Source organism: Streptomyces sp. NBC_01341 (assembly GCF_035946055.1).
Lineage (GTDB): Bacteria > Actinomycetota > Actinomycetes > Streptomycetales > Streptomycetaceae > Streptomyces.
Genome location: NZ_CP108364.1, coordinates 6,358,228 through 6,376,332 on the forward strand (window position 1 = coordinate 6,358,228; position 18,105 = coordinate 6,376,332).

15 protein-coding genes and 1 pseudogene are annotated in these 18,105 nt (G+C 68.9%); 6 read left to right on the plus strand and 10 right to left on the minus strand.

The features are described from left to right. Positions 1-36 precede the first annotated feature (36 nt). Both OG206_RS28020 and OG206_RS28025 read right to left on the minus strand, forming a co-directional pair. On the minus strand, positions 37-1,722 hold the full coding sequence (locus OG206_RS28020; RefSeq protein ID WP_327120898.1) for a DUF885 domain-containing protein: 1,686 nt from the start codon (positions 1,720-1,722) through the stop codon (positions 37-39). Positions 1,723-1,789: 67 nt separating this feature from the next. Then, positions 1,790-2,308, minus strand: a complete 519-nt coding sequence (locus OG206_RS28025; RefSeq protein ID WP_327120900.1) for an Lrp/AsnC family transcriptional regulator — start codon at positions 2,306-2,308, stop codon at positions 1,790-1,792. A gap of 59 nt (positions 2,309-2,367) precedes the next feature. Between OG206_RS28025 and OG206_RS28030 the strand changes: the two genes are divergently transcribed. Beyond that, positions 2,368-3,594, plus strand: a complete 1,227-nt coding sequence (locus tag OG206_RS28030) for a trans-sulfuration enzyme family protein (RefSeq protein WP_327120902.1) — start codon at positions 2,368-2,370, stop codon at positions 3,592-3,594. Here OG206_RS28030 and OG206_RS28035 read toward each other — a convergent pair. Both OG206_RS28035 and OG206_RS28040 read right to left on the minus strand, forming a co-directional pair. Continuing rightward, entirely contained in the window at positions 3,518-4,975 is a 1,458-nt protein-coding gene (locus OG206_RS28035) for a GNAT family N-acetyltransferase (RefSeq protein ID WP_327120904.1), read from the minus strand. The two genes, OG206_RS28030 and OG206_RS28035, sit on opposite strands and share 77 nt — an antisense overlap. Positions 4,976-5,177: 202 nt before the next feature. Next, positions 5,178-5,697 (minus strand): annotated as a pseudogene (locus tag OG206_RS28040) (alpha/beta fold hydrolase). Positions 5,698-5,894: 197 nt separating this feature from the next. Between OG206_RS28040 and sigJ the strand changes: the two are divergent. Continuing rightward, on the plus strand, positions 5,895-6,779 hold the full coding sequence (gene sigJ, locus OG206_RS28045; protein ID WP_327120906.1) for an RNA polymerase sigma factor SigJ: 885 nt from the start codon (positions 5,895-5,897) through the stop codon (positions 6,777-6,779). Between the two features lie 653 nt (positions 6,780-7,432). Further along, positions 7,433-8,197 (plus strand): GntR family transcriptional regulator, encoded by a 765-nt coding sequence (locus tag OG206_RS28050; protein ID WP_327120908.1) that lies wholly within the window; start codon positions 7,433-7,435, stop codon positions 8,195-8,197. A 115-nt stretch (positions 8,198-8,312) separates the two neighbouring features. Here OG206_RS28050 and OG206_RS28055 read toward each other — a convergent pair whose 3' ends face one another. The 3 genes from OG206_RS28055 to OG206_RS28065 all read right to left on the minus strand — a co-directional run bounded on the left by OG206_RS28055 (position 8,313) and on the right by OG206_RS28065 (position 11,423). Beyond that, complete coding sequence (locus tag OG206_RS28055; protein WP_327120911.1) at positions 8,313-9,470, minus strand: ROK family protein; 1,158 nt, start codon at positions 9,468-9,470, stop codon at positions 8,313-8,315. Between the two features lie 125 nt (positions 9,471-9,595). Further along, on the minus strand, positions 9,596-10,246 hold the full coding sequence (locus tag OG206_RS28060) for a response regulator transcription factor (RefSeq protein ID WP_327120913.1): 651 nt from the start codon (positions 10,244-10,246) through the stop codon (positions 9,596-9,598). A 4-nt stretch (positions 10,247-10,250) separates the two neighbouring features. Continuing rightward, positions 10,251-11,423, minus strand: a complete 1,173-nt coding sequence (locus OG206_RS28065; RefSeq protein WP_327120915.1) for a sensor histidine kinase — start codon at positions 11,421-11,423, stop codon at positions 10,251-10,253. A gap of 108 nt (positions 11,424-11,531) precedes the next feature. On the opposite strand from OG206_RS28065, the gene OG206_RS28070 reads away from it, so the two are divergent. The 3 genes from OG206_RS28070 (at position 11,532) to OG206_RS28080 (ending at position 14,269) form a co-directional block, all read left to right on the plus strand. After that, positions 11,532-12,479, plus strand: coding sequence for an ATP-binding cassette domain-containing protein (locus OG206_RS28070; protein WP_327120917.1), 948 nt, complete (start codon positions 11,532-11,534; stop codon positions 12,477-12,479). Between the two features lie 5 nt (positions 12,480-12,484). Then, positions 12,485-13,228, plus strand: coding sequence for an ABC transporter permease (locus OG206_RS28075; RefSeq protein ID WP_327120919.1), 744 nt, complete (start codon positions 12,485-12,487; stop codon positions 13,226-13,228). Positions 13,229-13,831: 603 nt separating this feature from the next. Then, a complete protein-coding gene (locus OG206_RS28080; RefSeq protein WP_327120921.1) occupies positions 13,832-14,269 on the plus strand; it encodes a hypothetical protein in 438 nt (145 codons plus the stop codon). Between the two features lie 595 nt (positions 14,270-14,864). Here the strand turns inward: OG206_RS28080 and mug are convergent. The 3 genes from mug to OG206_RS28095 all read right to left on the minus strand — a co-directional run bounded on the left by mug (position 14,865) and on the right by OG206_RS28095 (position 18,012). Next, on the minus strand, positions 14,865-15,425 hold the full coding sequence (mug, locus tag OG206_RS28085; protein WP_327120923.1) for a G/U mismatch-specific DNA glycosylase: 561 nt from the start codon (positions 15,423-15,425) through the stop codon (positions 14,865-14,867). A 14-nt stretch (positions 15,426-15,439) separates the two neighbouring features. Further along, on the minus strand, positions 15,440-16,882 hold the full coding sequence (gene purB / locus OG206_RS28090; RefSeq protein ID WP_327120925.1) for an adenylosuccinate lyase: 1,443 nt from the start codon (positions 16,880-16,882) through the stop codon (positions 15,440-15,442). A gap of 293 nt (positions 16,883-17,175) precedes the next feature. Next, on the minus strand, positions 17,176-18,012 hold the full coding sequence (locus OG206_RS28095) for an SGNH/GDSL hydrolase family protein (protein WP_327120927.1): 837 nt from the start codon (positions 18,010-18,012) through the stop codon (positions 17,176-17,178). Between the last annotated feature and the right edge of the window lie 93 nt (positions 18,013-18,105).

Consider the following 18,105-nt stretch of genomic DNA (forward strand, 5'->3'; position numbering starts at 1 on the left):
TCAGGGGCCCTGCACCCGACCCCGCCACCGACATGATCAGAGCCTGGACAGCTCGTCCACCAGGTCGTCGAGGCCGAGCGACCCCTGCGACAGCGCGGCCATGTGCCAGGCCTTGAGGTCGAACGCGTCCCCGTGCGCCTTGCGGGCGTTCTCCCGGCCCAGCAGCCAGGCGCGCTCGCCCAGCTTGTAGCCGATCGCCTGCCCGGGCATCGACAGGTAGCGGGTCAGCTCGCTCTCCACGAAGTCCGCCGGCCGTCCGCTGTGGGCGCCGAAGAACTCCTGCGCCAGGTCCGGCGTCCACCGCTCACCCGGGTGGAACGGCGCGTCCGCGGGGATCTCCAGCTCCAGGTGCATGCCGATGTCGACGATCACGCGGCACGCGCGCATCATCTGCGCGTCCAGATAGCCGAGGCGCCGCTCCGCGTCGGGCAGGAAGCCCAGCTCGTCCATCAGCCGCTCGGCGTACAGCGCCCAGCCCTCGGCGTTGGCGCTGACGTGACCGATCGACGCCTGGTAGCGGGAGAGGCTTTCGGCCACGTGCGTCCACTGCGCGATCTGCAGGTGGTGTCCGGGCACGCCCTCGTGGTACCAGGTGGACACCAGGTCGTAGACGGGGAAGCGGGTCTCGCCCATCGTCGGCAGCCAGGTGCGGCCGGGACGCGAGAAGTCCTCCGAGGGGCCCGTGTAGTACGGAGCGGCCGCGCCGCCGGCCGGAGCGATACGGGATTCCACCTTCCGCACCCGCTCGGCCAGTTCGAAGTGCGTGCCGTCCAGGGCTTCGATGGCCTCGTCCATGAGGCCCTGCAGCCACTCCCGCACCTCCTCCACGCCCTCGATGTGCTTCCCGTGCACGTCGAGGTGGGCGAGAGCCTCCCACGGGCCCGCGCCCGGAAGGATCTTGTGCGCCTCGGTCTTCATCTCGGCCAGCAGCCGGTGGTACTCGGACCAGCCGTACGCGTACGCCTCGTCCAGATCGAGGTCCGTGCCGTTGAACTGGCGCGCCCAGCGGGCGTAGCGCTCACGGCCCACGGTGTCCGGGGCACCCTCGATCGCGGGGGCGTACACCTCGGCCAGCCAGTCGCGCAGCGCGACGAGCGCCGCGGTGGCCTGTACGGCCGCTCCGTCCAGGTCCGTGCGCAGGGAGTCGGGACCCTGGGCCACGAAGTCCTCGAAGAACGCCGGGCCGCCGTCGCCCGTCCAGGTACCCAGCTGCCCGATGAATGTGGCGGTCGGCCGGGGCCCGCCGTACAGCTTGCGCTCCAGGCCGAGTGCGAGCGAGGAGCGGTAGCCCTCGATCGCGGCCGGAACCGCCCGCAGACGGTCCACGACGGCGGCCCAGTCCTCGTCCGTGGCCGTCGGCGTGGCCGAGAAGACGTCCCGCAGACTGTGGACCGGGGAGTGGATGTTGGAGACCGCCCGCAGCCCCTCCTCGGCCTCGTGGATGGCGAGTTCGGCTGTCAGGCGCTCGCGCAGCAGCCGCGCACAGCGCTTTTCCTCCGCGGTGTCGGCGCCGGGCACCCGCTCGGCCGCGTCGAGTTCCACCAGGGTGCGCCGGACGAGACCGGCCATGGCCGCCTGACCGTCGGGCGAGAGATCGGGCAGCCTGCGGGAGCTTTCCGCGACGCCGAGGTAGGTGCCCGTGATCGGGTCGAGTTCGATGTACGCGTCGACGTAGGCGTCGGCGACCTGGCGGGGCAGCGGGCTGCTCGATGTGTCTGACATGTGGACATCCTCGTACGGGTGAGGCCCTCACGTCACGGGTAATACGACTTCGGCCGGGAAAGATCCATTACGGGGCCGGAAGATCCTGATGCTGTTCCCTGACGCCCGGGCCGGACGATGGCGGCATCAACGGGCCGCACTCCCACTGCTGGAAGATCAGCCGGGTCTCCACCCGGGCTACCTCCCGGCGTGAGGTGAACTCGTCCAGCACCAGCCGCTGCAGGTCCGCAGGGTCGGCGACGGCCACATGGACCAGGTAGTCGTCCGGGCCGGTCAGGTGGAAGAACGCCCGGGACTCCGGCAGCGCCCGGATCCGTTCGACGAACGGGCCGATCAGCTCCCGGCGGTGCGGCCTGACCTGGATCAGCAGGAGCGCCTCCAGCCCGCGGCCGATCCGCGCCGGATCGATGCGCAGCCGGTGTCCGACGATCACTCCCGAGCGGCGCAGCCGTGCGACCCGGTCGAGACACGTGGACGGCGCCACACCCACCTCCGCGGCGAGTTCCCGGTACGTCGTCCGTGCATCGTTCTGCAGCAGTCGCAGAATATGCAGGTCGACCGGATCGAGAGCGACGGATTCTGGCATTCGGCGAACGTAGCACGGCATTCGGGCACGATCACCCGTTGATTGTTCAGGCTGGTGTCATGGACGCCGAAGCCACTTCCCTGACATCCCAGGCCCCCTTCCGGTCCAGGGCGCTCGCCACCGAAGCCGTGCACGCCGGACGCGACGATCTCGCCTCTCTCGGTCTGCACGCCGCGCCGATCGATCTCTCCACCACCTACCCGTCGTACGACTCCCGGGGTGAGGCCGAGCGCATCGACGCCTTCGCCACGACCGGGGCCAGGCCCGACGGCCCGCCCGTCTACGCGCGGCTCGACAACCCCACGACGGCCCGCTTCGAAACGGCGCTCGCACGGCTGGAAGGCGCCGAGAGCGCGGTGGCCTTCGCCAGCGGAATGGCGGCCCTCACCGCCGTCCTGCTGGCCCGGGCCAGCCTGGGGCTCCGACACGTGGTGGCAGTGCGTCCCCTCTACGGCTGCAGTGACCACCTGCTGAGCGCCGGCCTGCTGGGCACCGAGGTGACCTGGACGGATCCGGCAGGCATCGCGGACGCGATCCGCCCGGACACCGGTCTGGTGATGGTCGAGACACCCGCCAACCCGACCCTGGCCGAGATCGACATCAGAGCCGTCGCGCACTCCTGCGGATCCGTACCGCTGCTGGTCGACAGCACCTTCGCCACACCGGTCCTCCAGCGCCCGGTCGAGCACGGGGCGCGGATCGTCCTGCACAGTGCCACCAAGTACCTCGGCGGCCACGGTGACGTGATGGGCGGAGTGGTCGCCTGCGACGAGGAGTTCGCCTCGACCCTGCGCCAGGTCCGGTTCGCCACCGGGGGCGTGCTGCACCCGATGGCCGGATATCTGCTGCTGCGCGGTCTGTCCACGCTGCCGGTACGGGTCAGAGCCGCGTCGGCGTCCGCCGCGGAACTCGCCCGGAGGCTCTCGGCCGACCCCCGGATCGCCCGCGTCCACTACCCGGAGGTGGGCGGGGCGATGGTGTCCTTCGAGGTGTACGGGGATCCGCACAGGATCATCGCCGGGGTGCGCCTGATCACGCCCGCGGTGAGCCTCGGCAGCGTGGACACGCTGATCCAGCACCCGGCCTCCATCAGCCACCGCATCGTGGGTGAGGGAGACCGGCGGGCTTCGGGCGTCGGCGACCGGCTGCTGCGCATGTCGGTCGGCCTGGAGGACGTCGAGGACCTGTGGGCGGATCTGTGCCAGGCGCTCAGCGACGGAACGGCTGTCCCGCCGGCCCGGACCGGGGGAGTGGCCGCTGCGATGCCTGTTCCGAAGGCCCGGTAGCCGGCCGGTTCGCCGACTCCGCGGCAGACCGGGCAGGGGACGGTGCCAGCCGCGCGGTGATGACCAGCGTGCCTTCCTCGATCTGGTAGTCGAGGGGCAGCGACAACGCGCGCATGGCGGCGACCATCCCCGTGTTGTGGGCCTGCGTCACGGCGTAGACGCTCTCGCATCCTGCCTCGACCGCCAGGCCCACCAAGCGCTTCAGGAGCTGCGAACCGATACCGCGGCGCTGCCAGTCGTCCTCGACGACGAGGGCGACCTCGGTCTCGTCGCCGTCCCAGAGCAGGTGCCCGAGCGCCACCAGACGGCCGGAAGCCGTCTGCACGGCGAGGGTGCGGCCGAAGCGCGGGCTCAGGAGGTGGTCGAGATACCGGTCGGCGTCGCGGACCGGGCCGTGGTAGCGGAGGCCGAGGGTGCGCTCGGAGCAGCGGTTGTGCATGGCGACCGCCGCGTCCAGGTCACCCTGATCGGCCCGGCGGACCGTGATCTCGTTGCCCTCGGGCAGCGTGAGGACGTCCTCGCTGCGGGGCACCCGCGGTCCGAGCCGCGCGTCTAGCTCGACGAGAGCCCGCGCGCGGGCGAACTCCGTGGGAGTGAAGGGAAGGTAGGGGCGTTCGACGCTGATGACGCCACCGGACGGATCGCGCAGCCTCATCACGGTGTCCTCCAGGACACCTTCCACCGGCGCGCTCTCCCCGGTGGGCCGCCCGGTGATCGACAGGGCGGGCAGCGAGTGGATGGTGCACCGGCCGAGGAGCTGACGCAGGGCCAGGGGCAGTTCGGCCGCGTCCAGGGCCGTGCGGGTCGCGAGGCCGAGAACCCTGGTGGGGGTGTCGACCAGGTCGTGCGCGTCCGCGCGCTCGATCCAGGTGGAGGTCCCGCCGGCGGAGGCGATCTCCCGGGTGAGCTGCTGCGCCGGCAGCGCGCCGGGCGCCCGCAGCAGGAACTCGTCGACAGTACCGTCCGCCAGAGGGTGCGTCTGCAGGGTGAGGATGTCGATCCGGTGGCGGGCGAGTGCGGTGCAGAGGGCCGCCAGGGCACCCGGAGTGTCCCGCACGGTCGTCCGCATCCGCCACAGCACCGTCTCCATCGCCTCGTCCGGGCCGGCCGAGGCGAGCTCCGCCTGCGTGCCGGCACCGGTATCGGAATCCGGGGGCGGTGCGTGGCTGTGGCGTCGTGCCCACCACGTGTGGAACGCGGCCGTGGCGGCGAGGGCCACGGCCGAGGCGATGAGCAGATAGGGGCCGTCGGGCTGGTGCCCGATCAGGTTGGCGATCGCGTCGGCCACCGCGACCGCAGTGAAGAGCGCGGCCAGTTCGATCAGATCCCGCCGCCAGTGGTGCGGGCGGCGGGCACTCTTCGCAGAGGTCACATCAGTCATGTAGCAACTGTGACCGAACGGTGTTGCCTCACCACGAACGCATTGTGACTGATGGGTTACGTGTGGATCCGGCCGTTCTGGTGGCCTTCGGTACCTTTCTCCGGGAGCCGGGAGCCGGGAGCCGGGAGCCGGGAGCCGGGAGCCGGGAGCCGGGATAGGGCACCGGGGTCGGGCGTCCTCGGGCCGGAGCGGTGCGGAGGGATCAGCGGCTCGTGTCGAGGACGACCCGCGCGACGGCGGCAGGGTCGTCGCTCATCGGGACGTGGCCGCAGTGCGGCAGGCGGACGAGCCGGGCACCGGGGACGACGCTCTTCGCCCTGATGCCCTGCTGACGTGGGAGCAGGAGGTCCTTGCTGCCCGCGGCGACGGTGACGGGGATGCCTGGCACGTCGTCGGTGAAGTCGGCGAACCGCCCGGCCTCAGAAGCCGGCAGGGGAGAAGGTGTAGACCGAGCGGACGCTCTTCTCCCGGCCCAGCTCCAGGGCCAGCAGACCACCCAGAGAGTTGCCCGCGACGTGCGGGCGCACGAGGCCGAGTGCGTCGAAGAACGACGCGAGCACCGGTACCACCGTCCGCACGCCGTAGGAGAGCCCGGCCGGCAGCGACGGCGAGTCGCCGAACCCGGGGAGGCCGACGGCTATCACGTCCCGCTCGGACGCCAGGATGCGCAGGACTGGATCCCAGGCCTGCCGGTGATGGCCGATGCCGTGCAGCAGGACCAACGGCTCACCCTCACCTGTTCGTTCGTACGCCATACCGACCGTGTGCCGGCCCTACCGCCCCTCGGGATCATCCGGCCGCGTGGGGGCGGAGTGAATGAGACTCCACGTCAACAATAATTACCGCCGGTAGCTCGCAGTTCACGGGGTCCGCCCGATTCCCGCTGGACACCCTCCGGTGCGTCGGCTGGGATGGGGAAGTGACTGCCGACACCGTGACTGATGTCTTCGAGGAGCACCGGCCCGTCCTGACCGGGGTCGCGTACCGCATGCTCGGCCGCGTCGCCGACGCCGAGGACGTGGTGCAGGAGGCATGGCTGCGCTGGTCCTCGGCCGGCCGGGAAGACGTGCGGGAACCGCGGGCCTATCTCGTACGGATCACCACCCGTCTCGCCATCGACCGGCTGCGCCACCTGCAGTCCCGGCGTGAGGCGTACGTGGGGCCCTGGCTGCCCGAACCCGTGGTCACCGGATTCGGCCAGGCAGTTCCCGACTCCGCCGAGCAGGCGGTCCTCGCGGACTCCGTCTCCCTCGCCGTCCTCATCGTCCTGGAGACGCTCTCCCCTTTGGAGCGCGCGGTCTTCGTCCTACGCGAGGCATTCGGCTTCCCGTACGCGGAGATCGGCACCACCCTCGACCGATCCGAGGCGGCGGTGCGTCAGCTCGCCGGTCGCGCGAAGCGGCATGTCGAGGAAGGCCGGCCGCGCTATGACGTGGACCCGGCCGAGCGGCGCGAACTGACGGAGTGCTTCCTCGCCGCTGCCTCGGGCGGTGGACTCGACCAGTTGCTGGCCCTGTTGGCGCCCGACGTGCGGCTTGTCAGTGACAGTGGCGGCAAGGCCAAGGCACCCCGGCGGATCATCGAGACCGCGGACAAGGTCGGGCGCTTCCTCTTCGCGGTGGCGCACGACTGGCCTTCTCGGATGGAGGCCCGAATCCTGGAACTCAACGGTGGCCCCGCCCTGGTCTTCGGCGTGGACGGGCAGGTGGACACCGTCTTCCAGACCGAGGTCACGGACGGTGTCATCCAGTGTGTCTATGTGATCCGCAACCCCGACAAGCTGACGGGGCTGCACGTCACGTAGTGCACGAACCCTGCCTGGCCGGGGCGTCCCCCTATCGCAGAGGCGGGGGCGAGTCTGCCAGATTCAGAAGCCGGCCGGGGCTCGGGGGCTCGGGGGTCGATTTTTGGGTTCCGGGACCTCTGGGCCTAGGTGTTTTGATCGCGAGCGTTGTTGACACGGGCCCGTGTGCGGCTCGGCGGTTCATGGCCGTTTCACCCCTTCACCTTCGCAATTGCACGGGGCGTTGCACGAGCGTTCGGACGCCGGCCTTCGCGGGTCCCCGGTCCTCCATGGGTCGGGGCTGCCCGCTTGTGGTGGTCCCTACTGACGCCCCTCGGATCCGGCGGCCGGGGGCGAGGGCGAGGCAGCACATTCCCGCGCGGGAATGTGCTGCCTCCAGCGTCTGGCCGGTCTCGCGAAGCCCTCCGGCGGTCGCACCGTTCATGCTTCGCGAACCCCGACGGATCCGGTCTGCCATGAGGTCGAGTGTTGCCTGGGCTCACAGCCGCGCGAACGTCCCATGAACGCTCTGCGGCATGAGACCGTTTCTCTCCGTCACCGAGCGAGGATTGGTCTTGACCAAGGTGATGAGCCGCCCTAAGGTCTGAACGTTAAGGCAGGAACCTTTAATAAATAACGTCGCGGAAAGCTGTCGAGCGATTGCGGAGGACAGGGTGGGGACCACGCAGCTGGAATCGGTACAGGAGCCGAAGTACTGGCACCTCAAGACCGTGCTCAGTGAGGCACTCGACTCGGACTTCGCGGTGGGAGAGGTACTGCCCAACGAGCGGGATCTCGCAGCGCGCTTCGGTGTCGCACGCGCCACGCTCCGCCAGGCACTGGAGCAGCTCGAACTCGAAGGACGGCTGCAGCGCCGCCGCGGCGTCGGCACGACCGTCGCACCGCCGCGCGTCGGGGTCGCTGTCGCGACCGCGCAGCACGGATGGTCCGGCGACGGGGACGAGGCATGGCAGCCTGTCGAGTGCACCATGGCCGTCGCACCCGCGGTGGTCGCGGCCGCACTCGACGTCGAAGCCGGTGAGACGGTGCACGTGGTGCGCCGCATCCGAATCACCCATGGCCAGGCCGTCGCCGCTGAGCTCCTCTACGTCCCGGCGTCCTCCGTACCCGAACTCTCCGCTATCGAGGCGGCGTCCGGGCCGACACGGGCCCGCAGTGTCCTGAGGGAATTGCACCGTCTCGACCTCGACGGCCAGGACCGCTCGGTCGAGCTGGGATCAGCCCGTGCGGACGACGCCAGGGAGCTCGACCGGCTGCCAGGAGCCCCTGTGCTCGTCGTCACGACGCGCTACCTTGCCGAAAAGGCCACGGCGGCTGTTTCCGTCGCCACCTACCGGGCTGATACCTGCAGGCTGACCTTCGGGGATTCGGGAGCTCTTGAAATCAGTCACGCCGAGCAGGAACGCAAGGCCTCCTGACGTCGTCGTCGGTGCGTCGGCCGTTTTCGGGTATGTCAGACCCTGGCCGATGGATGTGTGCTGATGCCGGGGTGCGAGCCCGCCATCCCCGCTCTTTCGGAGAGGCCCGCCGCTGTCAGCGGCGGGCCGTCATCGTTCCCTCGACGGCGAAGAGCTGCTCCTCCACGTGGTCCAGTGCCAACCGCAGTGCACCGGTGGCGACGGCGGCCTCACCGAGGAGCGAGAGAGTGACTCGTGGGGGCCGCAGACAGTAGCGGGCGAGCTCGTCACGAAGAGGGTCCAGTACCCCGTCGAGACCGGCGGCCCACCCGCCGATCACCACAAGCTCGGGATCGAGCGCAAGTACGAGAGCGGCGACGTCGTGGACCAGCCGTTGATTGAACCGTGCGACTGCTGCCTGGGCGCCCGAGTCCCCGTCCTTGGCCTTGGCGAAGACCGCTGCGACCGCTTGCTCGTCCAGTGGGTCGAGCGGAGTGTCCGTCGTGGAGAGCAGGTGTTCCGGTGTGACGTCCCTGCCCAGCAGATGAAGTGCGCCGATCTCGCCGGCTGCTCCGCCGAACCCGCGGTGCAATCGCCCCCCGATCAGCGAACCGGCGCCCGGGCTCAAGCCCGCCAGGACGAAGACGATGTCGTCGGACTCGGTCGCCGCACCCTTCCAGTGCTCGGCCACCGCTGCGGCGTTGGCGTCGTTCTCCACCAGGACCGGGCAACGGAACGAACGCCGCAGCCTCTCGCCGAGCGCGAGCCCCGTCCAGTCGGGCAGCGCCGTCCCCAGTCGTACGGTGCCGTCCGTCTCCACGATGCCAGGGCTCCCGACTCCCACTGCGCGCAAACTGTTTCTCGCCACCCCGGTGCGCCGCAACAGATCTACGATCATGGCTCGGACCTGCTCGAGCCTGTCATCCGCACAGGCTGTTTCCGAGACGTCGCGTGAACCGGCGCCGACCACTCTGCCGTCCAGTCCCGAGAGAAGGGCGGACACTCGATGAGGGCCGATCTCGACGCCCAGTAGATACCCCGCTTCGGCACGAAACCTGAACCGCCTGGCAGGCCGCCCCTGGCGGCGGGCTCCGCTGTCGTCGGGCAGCGCCTCGACCACCAGGCCCTCACCGAAGAGGCCTTCGACGACGCCCTCGACGGTGGGCCGGGACAGGCCGGTGATCCGTGTCAGATCCGTAAGTGTGGGCGAATCCGCGCCGCGCAGTGCATGCAGCACCACTGCGGAATTGATCCGCCGAAGCAGAGACGGATCCCCACCGGTCAGCCTGCCCACCGTGTGTCCTCCCAGGTCGTGGGTGTCTGCCGGATGGTACTCGCTGCCTCGGACCGGGGCGACCACTCAGCTGAGGGAAGGCACCGGCCAACACATCGGGTGCACTGGGCGGGGGCTGACCCCGGTCAGCTCGGAGCCACGAAGCCGGACTCATATGCCGCAATGACCGCCTGGGTCCGGTCCCTGGCTCCCAACTTCGCAAGAATCGCACTGACATGTGTCTTCACTGTCTCCACTCCGACGACGAGCTCGGCAGCGATCTCCGCGTTGGACTGCCCTCGCGCCATGTGCCGGAGCACCGCCGCCTCACGGTCGGTGAGCGCCGCTCTGTGCATGCGTTCCCGTGCCTTGCTGCTTCCGTACTCCGCGGCGAGCTGCCGGACCGCTGCGGGAAACAGCAGCGACTCGCCCTCCGCCACCAGGCGTACGGCATGCGCGATTTCGGAGGGCCGGGCGCGCTTGAGGAGGAACCCGTCAGCGCCGGCCCGCAGTGCCTCGTACACGTACTCGTCGTTCTCGAACGTCGTCACCACGAGGATCTTCGGCGGGTCGGGAACGGTCCGCAGCACCAGACGGGTCGCCTCGATGCCGTCCATCAAGGGCATGCGTACGTCCATTGCGACGACGTCGGGCCGAAGCCGGCTCACCAGCGGAATCACTGCCGCGCCGTCCGCTGCTTCTCCCACCACCTCGATATCGGGCTGGGCCTCCAGGACCGCGCGCAACCCCGCACGCACCAAGGGTTCGTCGTCGACGAGAAGTACGGTAACCGGCATCAGGTCAGCGTATGTGGTCCAACGGGAGGCTCGCGTGCACGATCCATTCCCCCTTGTGCGGTCCGGTTCTCGCTCTGCCGCCGAGCAGCGCGGCCCGTTCCCTCATGCCCCGCAGACCACTACCGCCGCCTCGGCCGCGCGATGACCCCACAAGTGGATTGGTCACTTCGAGATCAAGGCGTGTCCCCACCACGGCGATCCTCACTCGAACGGGAACAGTGCCTGCGTGACGCAGCACGTTCGTGAGCGACTCCTGCAGGATCCGGTACCCCTCGCGCGACACCGGGCCGGGTAGCAGATCCAGTGATCCCACCATGTCCACGTCTATGATCACGCCGGAGTCGCGGGCCGAATCCAGCAGCCTGCCGGCGTCGACGAGCGTCGGACGTCCCCCGACGGGGAGGTCCGGCTCCCGCAGAACGCGCAGAACCCGTTCCAGATCCTCCAGCGCAGTGCGTCCCGTCTCCTCGATGGCGGCGAGGGCGCGGGCGGTGAATTCCGGGCTGTCCGCGGTCCGGGCAGCCCCCGCCTGCACCACCGCAATCGTCAGCGCGTGTCCGATGGAGTCGTGGAGTTCCCTGGCTATCCGATTGCGCTCCAGCAACAGCTGGGTGCGCTCCTCCAGGGCGGTCATCCGCTCGGTCGGGGAGGGGCCGAGTAGCCCGCGGGCCGCTGCTGTGGCCACTTCGCCACAGAGGACGACCACCCCGAGCAGCAACAGGAGCGGCACAGGCGCGAGTAGCGCGCACAGCCAGCGTCCCGGGAGCACTTCGGTCAGCCAGTCCGTGGTCGGCCGGGCGCCGAACGCTGCGCCGATCAGGTCGAACGTCGTCGCCGGCAACCAGACGGTGGCAAAGCCCGCTGCTGCTGCGAGCAGCAGCCTGACCTCTAGCCAGGCGACGGTCCGCCACCGCTCGGCCCACGTGGCTGCGGGAGTGGCTGAGATCGAGGCCCCGGGCCTGCCGCGCTCTGCCGGTGTGAGCAGTAACTGCGCCTGCAAGCCCTCCGCGAGGCGGAACCCGGGCAGCAGGCCGACCGGTACCGCGAAGAGGCAAGGCATCCACGGTGTGTCCATGGAAATGAACAGCCACACACTGACCACAGCGGAAGGAATGAGCAGATGCAGCCAGCGGCTGTACGTGACGGGTCGGGCCAGCGGTCCCAGGAAATAGTGCATGCCGCAATCGTGTCAGCGTCGCGCTGGAGGGCGGCTCCCCCGAGCGAGGGATATCGCTCCCTCCGGCGGGGGAGGCGGCGAGGGTGGGCGGCAAGCCAGCCTTGAGCCATGACCAGCATCGAAGTCCACGAACTCACCAAAGATTACGGGCCTGTCCGCGCTGTTGACCACCTCACCTTCAGCGTGCGGCCAGGGCGTGTCACAGGCTTTCTCGGTCCCAACGGCGCCGGGAAGTCCACCACCATGCGACTTGCACTCGGGTTGGCCCGCCCTTCGGCCGGCTCGGCCACCATCGGCGGACGACAGTACTCCGCCCTGGACAACCCGCTACGCCGGGTTGGAGCCTTGCTCGACGTCCAGGCGGCACACGGTTCACGGACTGCGCGTAAGCACCTGCGTGTTCTCGCCGCAAGTAACGGCATAGCCGACAGCAGGGTCGAGGAGGCGCTCGATGAGGCCGGCCTCACAGAGGTCGGGGGGCGGCGGATCAAGACTTTCTCGCTCGGCATGCGGCAACGGCTCGGCATTGCCGCGGCACTGCTCGGTGAGCCGGAGGTGGTGATGCTGGACGAACCCTCCAACGGGCTGGATCCGGAGGGCATCGTATGGATTCGCGAGCTGATGCGCCGCTTGGCGCGCGAAGGTAGAACAGTCCTGGTCTCCAGCCACTTGATGAATGAGACCTCATCGTTCGCCGACCATTTGATCGTGCTGGGCAGGGGCCGGCTCCTGGCCGATCTGCCGATAGGGCAATTCCTCAGTTCTCGAAACCGCCCCGGCGTCCGGCTCCGGACCACCGAAGCCTTTCGTCTCCGGGACGCTCTCGTGCGCAGGGGCTACACGCCGGTCGAGGACGAAGGCGGGGATTGGACGATCGAAGGAGCACACGTGGAGGAGATCGGCGCGATAGCAGCTGGGGAGGGCATTCCCCTCGTCGAACTGACACAGATGCGGGTCACCTTGGAAGAGGCGTACCTCGACCTCACCGCGAGCGAGACCCAGTTTGCCGCATCCACGACCCTGCCCGACCAGCCTGTCAGCCCTAAGGAGGCCTGAGCGCCATGACGATGTCTGCGACAGCGGTTCTGCGTTCCGAGTGGATCAAGATCAGCTCCGTACGGTCAGTGTCCGGTTCATTGATATCGGTCTTCGGCGCGACGCTGTTCGTCACCGTGCTCATGTTTGCCTCCGTCGAGCAGGCCGAGGTGAATGACGCAGGTCACGATCCGGTCTTCTCCGCCTTCTATGCGCTGAACTTCGGCCAGATCGCCGCCATATGCTTCGGGGCGACCGCCATGTCGTCGGAGTTCGTGAACGGTGCCTTGCGCATATCGCTCGCGGCGGTTCCCCGACGTGGCCTTCTCTACGGCTGCAAGATGTCGGTGGTCGGAGGGCTTGCCCTCGGCGTGGGCCTGATCACCAGCTTCACCACCTTTCTTGTGGGGCAGCTGTTCATGGGCGAGTACGCGATCGGCCTCGGGCATCCGGGTGCGCTGCGAGCGGCGTTCGGAGGGGCCGTCTATCTCGCGCTGATGACCCTCTTCGCGGCAGGACTGACAGCGCTCCTCCGCAGCGCGGTCGCCGTGCTGAGTCTTATGATTCCTTTCATCCTCATCGTGTCCTTCGTTATCGGCGACATAGCCGGAGCTGCCGCTCACTTTCTCCCGGACCAAGCGGGACAGCTGATCCTGCATACACGCCACGAGGAAGGTATGGGCCCCTGGACGGGACTTGCCGTCACCGCAGGATGGGCCGGTCTCGCACTTCTTGCAGGGTGGTGGTCCATGAGTCGGCGCGATGCCTAGAGGCAGGGTGGACCACGGACCGGACGGGATGGCCCACGTGTGCGGGACGCGAAGCGCGAGATCGGAACACGGGATGCGGCTCGAGAGTAGTGGGCGGATGGCTCGCGTTGCCTCTGGCTGTGGGCCGGCCCGCCGGGCACCTCTCGGACTGGGTGCGTCGGCGCCGCGCAGACCCCCTGTCCGCCGTAGCCGGTCACGAAAGATCGTGTGGTGATCCCGGATCACCACGCTCGCACCGCTGATCACAGACACGCGACCTTGAGGGCGTCCTCTGCTCTCGCTGACGCGTCTGCACCCGTGATGGCGAACTGGCGCCACGGCCCATGCCATGCAGCTCAGTTGGCGAAGGCCCGGGCCACCAGCTGCCGTAGGCGGCCGACCGCAGCTAAAGCTCCGCATCGGAGCCGGCGGCTCCGATGCGGCCGGCGTGGGTATCCCATGAGGACGGGCAGCGTTCCGAGACGGCGGACGTCATGTCCCGGACTGATCCGGCCGAACGCGGAGCAGGCATCCGCGACTGCATGCGTCCTGTTGGTGGAGTCGATGCTCGGCATGCTTCCGGGCGTCAGGTCATCTGTCAGTGGGGAGAGGTTTACTGACGATATGACGACCGAACATCACCTCGGCCTCATCGACGGAATGCGCACCCAGGACTTTCCCTCGGAGCGCCTCCACTCGGGCACAGGAGTCAGCGCACCCGGCTACCACACAGCGCTTCTTCTCAGAGAGGACCTCTACGGAGAGGACGACACCTCAGGCCGGGCGCAGCGACGGGCCCAGTGCTTGGCGGAACATGACGCACTGCTTACGCTACTCACTCTTCGCTGGGGCGAACCACAACTGGTCAGTCTGTGGAGTGCCCAGGAGCGCATGATGGCAGGTGAGGCGATAGCCGACCCCTGGGCTGAACCTGTCTCAGGTTGCGAGTACCTGCAGTTGTGGCGGGTCGACGGGCGTTGGATAGCGATGGTGTTGTATCTGCAAGAGGCTGGAGTGGGCTGCGAGCTGGGCGTCATCGTGACGGTTGTCGACCCACCTTGAGCGGCATAGGCGGCCGATACGACAACAACGGCCTGACAGTGATCAGCAGCTTGATCAATACGTAGGCCAGGCAGTTGTTGCGTACTGCGGGCCCACAGGTACGGCGCAGGGCGTGCCCGGGTCACCGTCACCGCCCTTGTCGGCGGCAGTCATTCGATGCTCGAAGCCCTGCTCTCTCCGGATCGCACGATCAGAGTGCCGAGGAGCGAGGCGATCCGCAGGCCAAGGCGGCGGGTGAGCGCGCGCGTCGGAGGCTAATCCACCCTCCGTGAGGCGAAATTCGCCCTTGGCGTCCGTGTTTAGTCGTTGGCTGCGGGCTCGGGCTCGGTTTCGGCGTCCTGGCGGCAACGGAACCGTAGCGCGACGGGCAACGTAAGCCCCCCCCGTCCCACCTGAGCCAGACGCGCGATTGGCGGGAGTCCGGGCCTGGGCAGCACTGCTCACGCCTGTCACCCGAGCCCCGCCAAGACTGACTGGGGCAGGCGGCCGCAGATGCGCCTGAGGCAGGTGCCCATGGGCTGCGCAGACCAGTATCGGGAGCGGGAGGCCCCTCGCCGTGCAGACCGAGAGGAGTGCGGGCCCTGGCCATCAGTCTCTAGTGCTTGGAGCCCTGACATTCGTGCTCACGGACCGCAGACCGGAAGCGTGCGTACTCGTCCGCCATGGTCTCCACGGTCCAGTGAGCGTTCAAGCCGCTGGGATTCGGCAGAGCCCACACGCGAGCGCCGCCGAGCGTATGTTCCTGCGGACCGATCTGTGCGCGACGGTCGCCGAACGCTGTCCTGTAGGCAGTGACACCCACAACGGCCAGCCACGCCGGGCGAAGCTCTGCCACCTTGGCCGCAAGGACTTTTCCGCCCTCGCGGAACTCCTCCGTGCTCAGTTCGTCGGCCCGCGCGGTGGGTCTTGCCACGACATTGGTGATACCCAAGCCGTAGTCCAGCAGCTTCCGTTGTTCGGAGGGTTTCAACTGCCGAGGGGTGAAGCCCGACAGGTGCAATACCGGCCAGAAACGATTGCCCGGATGGGCGAAGTGGTGACCGGTAGCAGCCGTCATGATGCTGGGGTTGATGCCGCAGAACAGCACGCGCAGGCCGCCCGCGACCACGTCGGGTACGACGCGTCCGCGGGCGGCCGGAGGCTCTTCGGGTGCCATTCGGTGGGGTGCCGTCAGAGAATGGAACCGGGGGTGTAGCCCGCGGCCTCGGGGTGCTGCTTGGCGATCTCCTCGATCCGGGCCACGAGGGCGCTGACCTGATCGCCTGCCGCGCCGGTGAAAGAGAGCTTGTCGGCCATCAGCGCGTCGAGCTGCTCACGGGAGAGCGGGATGCGCTCGTCGGCCGCCAGCTTGTCCAGCAGTTCGTTGCGCTCCGCGCCCTGTTCCCGCATGGCGAGTGCCGAGGCGACGGCGTTCTCCTTGATGGCCTCGTGGGCCACCTCACGGCCGACCCCGGCTCGCACCGCACCCATGAGCACCTTGGTGGTGGCGAGGAAGGGAAGGTAACGGTCCAGCTCACGCGCGACGACCGCGGGGAATGCGCCGAACTCGTCAAGCACGGTGAGGAAGGTTTCGAGCAGACCGTCGAACGCGAAGAAGGCGTCGGGCAGTGCGACGCGTCGGACTACGGAACAGGACACGTCGCCCTCGTTCCACTGATCGCCCGCCAGCTCGCCTGTCATCGACGCGTAGCCGCGCAGGATGACCATCAGGCCGTTGACACGCTCGCAGGAGCGGGTGTTCATCTTGTGCGGCATCGCCGACGAGCCGACCTGACCCGGCTTGAAGCCTTCGGTCACCAGCTCGTGTCCCGCCATCAGCCGGATCGTCTTCGCGACCGACGACGGAGCGGCGGCCAGCTGCACCAGGGCAGTCACCACGTCGTAGTCGAGGGAGCGAGGGTAGACCTGACCGACGGAGGTGAATGCATGGCCGAAGCCGAGGTGTCCGGCGATGCGCTGTTCAAGATCGGCCAGCTTGCCCGTATCGCCGCCGAGCAGGTCCAGCATGTCCTGCGCCGTGCCGACCGGCCCCTTGATGCCGCGCAGCGGATAGCGGCCCAGCAGGTCCTCGAGTCGCCCGTACGCCACCAGCAGCTCGTCCGCCGCGGTCGCGAAGCGCTTGCCGAGCGTCGTCGCCTGGGCGGCGACATTGTGGGATCGGCCAGCCATGACCAGCTCGCGGTATTCCCCGGCCAGCTTGCCGAGACGGGCCAGGACGGCCACCGTGCGGTCCCGCATCAGTTCCAGCGAGAGCCGGATCTGCAACTGTTCCACGTTCTCGGTGAGGTCCCGGGAGGTCATGCCCTTGTGGACCTGCTCGTGGCCGGCGAGAGCGTTGAACTCTTCGATTCGGGCCTTAACGTCGTGCCGGGTGACCTTCTCGCGCTCGGCGATCGAGGCCAGGTCGACCTGGTCGAGCACACGCTCGTAGTCAGCCAGCGCCGCATCGGGAACCTCGATCCCGAGGTCCTTCTGAGCGCGCAGCACCGCCAGCCACAGCTGACGTTCCAGCTTCACCTTCTGCTCGGGGGACCAGAGGACGGCCAGCTCCGTGGAGGCATAGCGGCCGGCCAGGACATTGGGGATGCGAGGCTTCGCAGACACAGCAGTCACGTGTCCGGATTCTACTGGCGGTTTCTGCAGGTCCGCGCCGAGGGCCGGTCTGTGGTTTCCTACGAAGGGCTTCGCACGCCGCAGGCGCCGGGTCGTCCGCTCGTCAGGAGCCGAGTCGTGCCTTGCCCTCGACCGCACAAGCACGCCAGGCACTCCGACTACGTCGGCACTCCGGGGCACGGGCCAACTATGGAGACCCGCCCCAGGCGCGCCAGGCACAACAGGCATGGGGCGGAGACCAGACCCAGGCCGTAGACCGGGAGACCGAGGAACAGATCCCCCAGTTCCCTGCGTCAGCCGTCCAGCCGGCGCCAGCCCGTGACGGGCCCGGGAGCCGACGCATCCTCGGGGGTGATCCAGAAGGCCTGCCCGAGCCCGGCGTCGTACTGGGCGCCTGCTCGTCCGTCGCCCGACGAGCGTCCTGTGAGGCGCCGCCCGATCCAGGGCATCAGGTGCTGCCTGGCGAACCGCGCGTCGTCGACCCGTCGCCGCACCCAGCGCACGGGCGACGTGGCGGCCATCGGCGTCTGCCAGTCGCTCTCCTCGGGCATGCCCAGCGTCTGCCAGACGGCTTCCGCGACCCTGCGGTGCCCCTCGGCGGTGAGATGCAGCCGGTCGACGTCCCACATCCGCGGATCGCCGAGCGACGGCGCGCCGTACAGGTCCGTCACCAGCGCGCCGTGGCGGTCGGCCAGTTCCCCGACCAGCGAGAACAGCTCCTCCATGCGTGGACGGAACCGCTCCATCACGGGACCGCTCCGACCGGGGCTGCGCATCAGGACCAGGGTCTTGCACGCCGGCGCAAGTCGTTCCACCGCCTCCTCCAGCCGGCCGCGCACCATGCCCATGTCGCACTTCGGGCGCAGGGTGTCGTTGAGCCCTCCGACGAGTGTGATCACATCGGGCCGGAGCTCCGCTGCGACGGGGACCTGCTCGTCGACGATCTGGCCGATGAGCTTTCCGCGCACGGCGAGATTCGCGTACCGGAAGCCGGGCGACCGCGAAGCGAGACGCGAGGCGAGCACATCGGCCCAGCCGCGGTAGGAGCCGTCGGGCAGCAGATCCGACATGCCCTCGGTGAACGAGTCGCCGACCGCTACGAGACTGGTGTAGGAGGCATTCAATTCCATGGCGACGTCGATCGTACCGCGTATCCCCCGGGGAGAGACGTGGGCGGAGAGGCGCGCGGCCCGGTGCCGCGCCCCTCTCCGCCCGCCGTACCG